This window comes from Streptomyces sp. NPDC051963, assembly GCF_044593495.1.
In the GTDB taxonomy this organism is placed as follows: domain Bacteria; phylum Actinomycetota; class Actinomycetes; order Streptomycetales; family Streptomycetaceae; genus Streptomyces.
This window is the reverse complement of record NZ_JBIUCC010000014.1, coordinates 155,812-163,666: the sequence shown is the minus strand read 5'-3', so window position 1 is coordinate 163,666 and position 7,855 is coordinate 155,812. Positions and strand designations below refer to the sequence as shown.

Annotated in this window: 8 protein-coding genes; 5 read left to right on the top strand and 3 right to left on the bottom strand. The window is 67.7% G+C overall.

What is annotated here, in order from left to right:
- Positions 1-257 (bottom strand): aldehyde dehydrogenase family protein (locus ACIHFB_RS42550; RefSeq protein ID WP_400129679.1); only part of this gene is annotated, 257 nt, incomplete at its 3' end.
- 414 nt (positions 258-671) lie between these two features.
- Here ACIHFB_RS42550 and ACIHFB_RS42545 point away from each other — a divergent pair.
- From ACIHFB_RS42545 to ACIHFB_RS42525, 5 genes are read left to right on the top strand one after another with little or no spacing between them, the layout of a single operon-like run.
- A complete protein-coding gene (locus ACIHFB_RS42545; protein ID WP_365285707.1) occupies positions 672-1,691 on the top strand; it encodes a sugar ABC transporter substrate-binding protein in 1,020 nt (339 codons plus the stop codon).
- Positions 1,692-1,696: 5 nt separating this feature from the next.
- Positions 1,697-2,725, top strand: a complete 1,029-nt coding sequence (locus ACIHFB_RS42540) for a substrate-binding domain-containing protein (RefSeq protein WP_365285705.1) — start codon at positions 1,697-1,699, stop codon at positions 2,723-2,725.
- Complete coding sequence (locus ACIHFB_RS42535) at positions 2,725-3,804, top strand: ABC transporter permease (RefSeq protein ID WP_365285703.1); 1,080 nt, start codon at positions 2,725-2,727, stop codon at positions 3,802-3,804. Before ACIHFB_RS42540 ends, ACIHFB_RS42535 begins: the two co-directional genes overlap by 1 nt.
- A 5-nt stretch (positions 3,805-3,809) precedes the next feature.
- Complete coding sequence (locus ACIHFB_RS42530; protein ID WP_365285701.1) at positions 3,810-4,724, top strand: ATP-binding cassette domain-containing protein; 915 nt, start codon at positions 3,810-3,812, stop codon at positions 4,722-4,724.
- Between the two features lie 28 nt (positions 4,725-4,752).
- Positions 4,753-5,772 (top strand): Gfo/Idh/MocA family oxidoreductase, encoded by a 1,020-nt coding sequence (locus ACIHFB_RS42525; protein ID WP_365285699.1) that lies wholly within the window; start codon positions 4,753-4,755, stop codon positions 5,770-5,772.
- 58 nt (positions 5,773-5,830) lie between these two features.
- Here the strand turns inward: ACIHFB_RS42525 and ACIHFB_RS42520 are convergent, their stop codons facing one another.
- The gene (locus ACIHFB_RS42520) at positions 5,831-6,850 is read right to left on the bottom strand and encodes a Gfo/Idh/MocA family oxidoreductase (RefSeq protein ID WP_365285697.1); all 1,020 of its coding nucleotides are present in this window, start codon (positions 6,848-6,850) and stop codon (positions 5,831-5,833) included.
- Positions 6,847-7,851 carry a Gfo/Idh/MocA family oxidoreductase gene (locus tag ACIHFB_RS42515; protein WP_365285695.1) on the bottom strand — a complete coding sequence of 335 codons (1,005 nt, stop codon included), beginning with the start codon at positions 7,849-7,851 and terminating at the stop codon, positions 6,847-6,849. The genes ACIHFB_RS42520 and ACIHFB_RS42515 overlap by 4 nt, the downstream gene beginning before the upstream one ends.
- Between the last annotated feature and the right edge of the window lie 4 nt (positions 7,852-7,855).

Sequence of the window (7,855 nt, the reverse complement as noted above, 5' to 3'; positions counted from 1 at the left end):
AGCTCCGCAATCGCATCCCGGTTCGCATCCAGCAGCGCACGGAAGCGGAAGAGGATCTCCGTGCGCTTGGCCAGCGAGGACTGACCCCAGGTCACATACGCATCCTTCGCGGCGGCGACCGCGGCGTCCACCTCGTCGACCGAGGCGAGCGGGACCTGCTTCTCCTGGGCGCCCGTGGCCGGGTTGTGGACGGGGCCGTAGCGCTCGGACGTCCCCTCGCTGGGCTTGCCGTTGATCCAGTGACTGAGGTTCTTCATCGGGTGCGGGTTTCCTTCCGGGGCCGTCCAGGAACTTGACGAAGCGCTCGACCCTTTCCAGGAGGTATTTGTCGACGCCCGTTCGACTCATGGTTAATACATCAAAACAAGCGTCCATTGATGGATCTCCTGCATGCGGGCACGCGGCTCACCGTCGCTATCCGGAAGGCGAAGGGAAAGGGTCGGAGGCGCCCTGCCATTTCAGGTGTAGAGGTCAAGCGCAACGAGCGTCAAGTAATTGTTCTGACATCTTTCCTTGATGGACAAATGATGTCATTACAAATGTTGACCTCGCGGTGGCGTGACGGTTCTATCTCGTCATAGGCAACAGCCGTGTTAACGACATGTGATCGGCAGTGTTCGCTCGGTCAGCCGCTCTCCCTTTCCCCTGAAGCACAGTGAGGTGCCGGAAAGATGGATCGCTCGTCCCATCCCCGTTTCCGCAGAATCGCCCCCGTCGTCGCAGCGGCGGCAGCCGCCACCCTGCTGGTGGCCGGATGCTCCAGTAGTTCTGGAGGCAAGAAGGCCGACGACAGCGGGAACAACGTCTCGGCCGGCAAGGCCGACACCCCCCGCATGACGGTCGCGATGATCACGCACGCGGCCCCCGGCGACACCTTCTGGGACACGATCCGCAAGGGTGCCCAGGCCGCAGCCGCCAAGGACAACGTCAAGCTCGTCTACACCTCGGACCCGAACGCGGGCAACCAGGCCACCCTGGTGCAGAACGCGATCGACCAGAAGGTCGACGGCATCGCGGTCACCCTCGCCAAGCCGGACGCCCTGAAGGCCGTGGTCGCCAAGGCCACGAAGGCCGGGATCCCCGTGGTCGGCTTCAACTCCGGTGTGAGCGAGTGGAAGAAGCTCGGCCTGCTGGAGTTCTTCGGCCAGGACGAGATCGTCGCGGGCGAGGCGCTCGGCAAGCGGCTGAACGAGGCCGGCGCCAAGAAGGCCGTCTGTGTGATCCAGGAGCAGGGCAACATCGGCCTGACCCAGCGCTGTGACGGTGTGAAGGAGACCTTCTCCGGCACGACGGACATCCTCTACGTCAACGGCACCGACATGCCGTCGGTGAAGTCGACGATCACCGCCAAGCTCAAGCAGGACAGCTCCATCGACTACGTGGTCGGGCTCGCCGCCCCCATCGCGCTGACCGCTGTGCAGTCGGTGTCCGACGCCGGCAGCAACGCGAAGATCGCCACGTTCGACCTGAACAAGGACCTGACCGGCGCCATCAGCAAGGGCACCATCCAGTTCGCCGTCGACCAGCAGCCCTACCTCCAGGGCTATCTGTCGGTCGACTCCCTGTGGCTCTACAAGACGAACGGCAACTACAGCGGCGGCGGCGAGGCCCCCGTGCTGACCGGTCCGGCCTTCGTCGACAAGACGAACATCGACGTCATCGCCAAATTCGCCGAGAACGGAACCCGGTGATCACCATGACCCAGCACGCCAACCGTCCTCGCTCCCGCTCCCGCAGAATCCTCCCCGTGGTCGCAGTGGCGGCAGCCGCCACCCTGCTGGTGGCCGGATGCTCCAGCGGCTCCGGAGGCAAGAAGGCCGAGGATGCCGCGAACGACATCTCGGCGGGCAAGGCCGACACTCCCCGTATGACGGTCGCGATGATCACGCACGCGGCCCCGGGTGACACCTTCTGGGACACGATCCGCAAGGGTGCCGAGGCCGCCGCCGCCAAGGACAACGTCAAGCTCGTCTACTCCAGCGACCCCAGCGGCCCCAACCAGTCGAACCTGGTCCAGAACGCCATCGACCAGAAGGTCGACGGCATAGCCGTCACCCTGGCCAAGCCGGACGCCATGAAGGCCGTGGTCGCCAAGGCCGTGAAGGCCGGCATCCCCGTCGTCGGGTTCAACACCGGCGTGCAGGACTGGAAGGCCCAGGGTCTGCTGGAGTACTTCGGCCAGGACGAGAGCATCGCCGGTGAGGCGTTCGGCAACAAGCTGAACGAGGTCGGCGCCAAGCACACCGTCTGCGTGATCATGGAGCAGGGGCAGGTCGCGCTGGAGGCCCGCTGCGGAGGCGTGAAGAAGACGTTCAAGGGCAAGACGGACATCCTGTATGTGAACGGCACCGACATGCCGTCGGTGAAGTCGACGATCACCGCCAAGCTCAAGCAGGACAGCTCCATCGACTACGTGACGACCCTCGGCGCCCCGTTCGCGATGACCGCCATCCAGTCCATTGCCGACGCCGGCACCGACACCAAGCTCGCCACGTTCGACCTCAACAAGGACGCGGTCGGCGCCATCGAGTCCGGCAAGATCCAGTGGGCCGTCGACCAGCAGCCCTACCTCCAGGGCTACCTGTCGGTCGACTCGCTCTGGCTCTACAAGACCAACGGCAACTACATGGGCGGCGGCGAGGCACCCGTGCTGACCGGCCCGGCATTCGTCGACAAGACGAACGTCGAAACTGTCGCCAAGTTCGCCGCGAAGGGAACCCGGTGATGACCATGACTCAGACCACGGCACCGGCGACGGGATCCCCGTCGCCGGCCCCGCCGGCGAACCAGAAGGACGGGCGCACGGAAGAGCGCCCCCTGGCGATCCGGCTGCTGGCCCGACCCGAGGTCGGCGTGTTCCTCGGCGCCGTGGCCGTGTATGTGTTCTTCCTGGTCGCGGCGCCGCCGGTGCGTGACGGCAGCTCGATGGCCAACATCCTGTACCAGTCGTCGACCATCGGGATCATGGCGCTGCCCGTGGCCCTGCTGATGATCGGCGGCGAGTTCGACCTGTCGGCCGGTGTCGCCGTCATCACCTCGGCGCTCACCGCCGCGATGCTCGCCTACCAGCTGAGCATGAACGTCTGGGTCGGCGTGATCGTCGCGCTCCTGGTCTCACTGGCGGTCGGCTTCCTGAACGGCTGGCTGGTGGTCAAGACCGGGTTGCCGAGCTTCCTGATCACCCTGGGCACCTTCCTGATCCTCCAGGGCGTCAACCTCGCCGTCACCAAGCTGGTCACCGGCAATGTCGCCACCGACGACATCAGCGACATGGACGGCTTCAGTCAGGCGCAGAAGGTCTTCGCCTCGTCGTTCGAGGTCGGCGGCGTCAATGTGAAGATCACCATCGTGTACTGGCTGGTCTTCGCGGCGCTGGCGACCTGGGTGCTGCTGCGCACCAAGTACGGCAACTGGATCTTCGCGGTCGGCGGCAACAAGGAGTCGGCACGGGCGGTCGGTGTGCCGGTGACGTTCACGAAGATCTCGCTGTTCATGCTGGTCGGCCTGGGTGCCTGGTTCGTCGGTATGCACCAGCTGTTCACCTTCAACACGGTGCAGTCCGGTGAGGGTGTCGGTCAGGAGCTGATCTACATCTCCGCGGCGGTGATCGGTGGTTGTCTGCTGACCGGTGGTGCCGGTTCGGCGATCGGTCCGGTCTTCGGTGCGTTCATGTTCGGCATGGTGCAGCAGGGCATCGTCTACGCCGGCTGGAACCCCGACTGGTTCAAGGCCTTCCTCGGCGTGATGCTCCTCGGCGCCGTTCTGATCAATCTGTGGGTCAGCCGCACGGCGACCAGGAGGTGAACGCAATGACATCCAGCAACGGATCCACGAACGGAACCGGCACTCACGGCGCCATCCTCGCGGACAAGGACCCCACGAAGGACGGGCCGCTCGTCGAACTGCGCAACGCGGGCAAGGCGTACGGCAACATCCGCGCTCTGCACGGTGTCGACCTGAAGGTCTTCCCTCAGCAGGTCACCTGTGTCCTCGGTGACAACGGCGCCGGCAAGTCCACCCTCATCAAGATCATCTCGGGGCTGCACCAGCACACCGAGGGCGAGTTCCTCGTCGACGGCGAACCGGTGCACTTCTCCACCCCCCGCCAGGCCCTCGACTGCGGCATCGCCACCGTCTACCAGGACCTCGCCGTGGTCCCGCTGATGCCGGTGTGGCGGAACTTCTTCCTCGGCTCGGAGATGACCAAGGGGCCCTGGCCGGTCCGCCGCCTCGACATCGAGCAGATGAAGAAGACCGCCGACGAAGAGCTGCGCAACATGGGCATCATCCTCGATGACCTGGAGCAGCCCATCGGCACGCTGTCCGGCGGTCAGCGCCAGTGCGTGGCGATCGCCCGTGCCGTCTACTTCGGCGCCCGTGTGTTGATCCTGGACGAGCCCACCGCGGCCCTGGGCGTCAAGCAGTCCGGTGTGGTCCTGAAGTACGTGGCCGCCGCCCGCGAGCGGGGTCTCGGCGTCATCTTCATCACCCACAACCCGCACCACGCCTACATGGTCGGCGACCACTTCAGCGTGCTGCGCCTGGGCACGATGGAACTGTCGGCCGAGCGCAGCGAGATCTCGCTGGAGGAGCTCACCAACCACATGGCCGGCGGCACCGAACTCGCCGCCCTCAAGCACGAGTTGTCCCAGGTGCGCGGCGTCGACGTGGAGGAACTCCCCGAGGCGGACGCCCTTCAAGTCGGCGCGCCCCAGTCCAACTGAACCTCACCAGCACGGAGACATCACGAACATGCCACCTCAAGCCGACCTGAGTGTTGCCGTCGTCGGCACGGGCAAGATGGGCGCGGACCATGTGCGCAGACTCCAGCACGTCGTCAGCGGGGCGCGTGTGACAGCCGTCGTCGACATCGAGGCGGAGCGCGCCAAGACGCTCGCGGACGCCATCGAGGGCTGCACGGCGTACACCGAACCCGCGGCGGCCATGGCGGCTGAGGACGTGGACGCCGTACTCATCGCCTCCCCGGGGCCCGCTCACGAGGCGGCCCTGCTCGAAGCGCTCGGACGCGATCTGCCGGTGCTGTGCGAGAAGCCCCTCACCCCCGATGCCGCTTCCGCCCTGCGCGTCCTGGAGGCGGAGCAGCGGCTCGGGCACCGGCGTATCCAGGTCGGCTTCATGCGGCGGTACGACACGGAGTACATGCAGCTGAAGCGGCTCCTCGACGGCGGGGAGCTGGGCAGGGCACTGATGCTGCACCATCGGCACCGGAACCTGTCCATGCCGCCGTGGTTCACCAACGAGATGCTCATCAACGACTCGGTGGTCCACGAGATGGACGTGACCCGCTGGCTCCTCGATCAGGAGATCACAGCGGTCACCGTGCACAAGCCGGCCCCGACGTCGCATGCTCCGGCCGGTATGAACGACCCTCAATTCGTGCTGTTCGAGACCGAGTCCGGGGCCCTGGTCGACGTCGAGATCTTCGGTCACTGCGGCTACGGCTACCAGGTGCACGCCGAAGCGGTCTGCGAGCGGGGCACCGTACGCATCGGTGACGAGCACGGGCCGCGGCTGAGCTCCGACGGCCGGTGGGGCGGACGTATCACGCCGGACTACGTCGAACACTTCGAGGACGCCTACGACCGTGAGGTCCAGGTCTGGGTGGACGCCACCCGGCGCGGCGAGGTCACCGGCCCCAGCGTCTGGGACGGCTACGCGGCCGCGGCCGTGTGCGAGGCGGGCGTGCTCTCCCAGCGGGAGGGGCGACGCGTCGAGGTCGAGCTGATCGAGCGTCCTGCCTTCTACCGGTAGGCGGTACACAGCAGTTGAGGGCGGTACCCGGTCGGGTACCGCCCTCAGTCGTTGCTTCTCAGCCGGCGGCCGGCAGGACCGTACGCGGCCGGACCGGGAACCCGGCCGCCCGGTAGCAGTCGTCGATGAGCCGCATGGTGGCCAACGCGTCGTCGGCGTCGAGCGTCAGTGGCTCACCGTGCCGCAGGTGGGCGGCGAAGGCCTCCAGCTGGTAGGTGTACGAGGACCGGCGGCCGAGTTCCTCGGTGCGCTCACCGGCGGCCGTACGGACGACCACCCGGTCGTCCAGGTGGGGCTGTACGAAGTTCACCGCCGTGGCTTCGCCGCGCGAGCCGACGACGCGGAAGCTCATCTGCCGGGGTTCGTGGGCCATGTGGCAGCGGGCGCTGCCCGTGACGCCGCCCGGGAACTCCAGATCGGCGTCCAGCCACTCGTCGACCCCGGCGGCATCCGCCCTCTCACCGCCGCGCGCGGCGAGAAGCCGGGGCGCCCCGCCTGCCCACGGCGCGAGCATGCGCTGGGCGTGCAGGCTGTAACACCCGAGGTCCATCAGCGCACCGCCCGCCAGGGGGAGCGACCACCGAATGTCGCTGTCCGGTGGCGCGGGTATGGCGACCATGGTCTCGACGTGCCGGAGGTCGCCCAACTCCCCGCTGTCCAGCAGTTCGAACAGGCGCCGGGTGACCGGGTGGAACAGATAGTGGAAGCCCTCCATGAACGCCGTGCCCGCCTTGGCGACGGCCTCGTGGACCTCGGCCGCCTCCGCCGTGTTGCTCGCGGACGGCTTCTCGGTGAGGACGTGCTTGCCGGCCTGAAGGGCGGCCAGGTTCCACGGCCCGTGCAGGCCGTTGGCCAACGGGTTGTAGACGACCTCGATCTCCGGATCGGCGACCAGATCGGCGTAGGAGTCCGCCACCCGCTCCACGCCGTGCGCGGCGGCGAAGGCCTCGGCCCGGCCGCGGTCGCGGGCGGCCACCGCGACGAGGCGGTGACCGGTCGCACGGGCCGGTCCGACGATCGACAGCTCGGCGATGCGGGCCGCGCCCAGGACGCCGATCCGCAGGGGTTCGTCCGTCATACCTTGCGCACCTCGTCGAGTCGTACGGGCCGGTGCTCATGGAGCGACAGGGTGCACGCCTCGGCGATCCAGCTCGCCTCGATGGCGTCCGCGACCGTGCACGGCGAGGTGCGGGTGCCGGCGACGACCTCGGTGAACGCGGTGAGTTCGGCGCGGTAGGCGGGGGTGAAGCGGTCCATGAAGAAGTGGTGCGGGGTGCCCGCCGGGAAGGTGGCGCCCGGCTCGACGGAGCGCAGCGGCAGCTTGTCCTCCAGGCCGACCGCGATGCTGTCCTTCATGCCGTGCAGCTCCAGACGCACGTCGTAACCGCGGGCGTTGTGCCGGGAGTTGGAGATGACGGCGATGGCGCCGTCATCGAGGGTGAGCAGGGCGGACGCCGTGTCGACGTCACCCGCCTCACGGATGTAGTCCGCGCCCCGGTTGCCGCCCGTCACATAGACCTCGACCACCTCGCGGCCGGTCACCCAGCGCACGATGTCGAAGTCGTGCACCGAGCAGTCGCGGAAGATGCCGCCGGAGACGGCCACATAGGCGGGCGGCGGCGGGGCGGGGTCGAGCGTGGTGGACCGTACGGTGTGCAGCTCGCCGAGCTCACCGCTCACCACGGCCCGGCGCGCGGCCACGCAGCCCGCGTCGAAGCGGCGGTTGTAGCCGATGTGCACCTCGACGCCGCTGCCCTCGACCGCACGCAGCACCTCCAGGCTCTCCTCCACGCCGAGGGCCACGGGCTTCTCGCAGAAGACGGGGATGCCCGCCTTCACGGCGGCGAGGATGAGCTGGGGGTGCGCGTCGGTCGCGGCGGCGATCACGACACCGTCGACGCCGGCGGCGAGCAGCGCCTCGGGAGATTCGGCGGCGATGGCCCCGAAGCGTTCGGTGGCGTTGGCGACGGCCGCGGCCACCGGGTCGGTGACCACCAGGGAGTCCACCGCGTCGAGCCCGGCGAGGGTTTCCGTGTGAAAGGCGCCGATGCGGCCCAGTCCCATGATGCCTATACGCATGAGA

Excerpts from the sequence above, each read along its gene's own strand:
- ACIHFB_RS42525 (WP_365285699.1), top strand. The coding sequence starts at position 4,753 with ATGCCACCTCAAGCCGACCTGAGTGTTGCCGTCGTCGGCACGGGCAAG.
- ACIHFB_RS42515 (WP_365285695.1), bottom strand. The coding sequence starts at position 7,851 with ATGCGTATAGGCATCATGGGACTGGGCCGCATCGGCGCCTTTCACACG.
- ACIHFB_RS42540 (WP_365285705.1), top strand. The coding sequence starts at position 1,697 with ATGACCCAGCACGCCAACCGTCCTCGCTCCCGCTCCCGCAGAATCCTC.
- ACIHFB_RS42545 (WP_365285707.1), top strand. The coding sequence starts at position 672 with ATGGATCGCTCGTCCCATCCCCGTTTCCGCAGAATCGCCCCCGTCGTC.
- ACIHFB_RS42530 (WP_365285701.1), top strand. The coding sequence starts at position 3,810 with ATGACATCCAGCAACGGATCCACGAACGGAACCGGCACTCACGGCGCC.
- ACIHFB_RS42535 (WP_365285703.1), top strand. The coding sequence starts at position 2,725 with ATGACCATGACTCAGACCACGGCACCGGCGACGGGATCCCCGTCGCCG.
- ACIHFB_RS42520 (WP_365285697.1), bottom strand. The coding sequence starts at position 6,850 with ATGACGGACGAACCCCTGCGGATCGGCGTCCTGGGCGCGGCCCGCATC.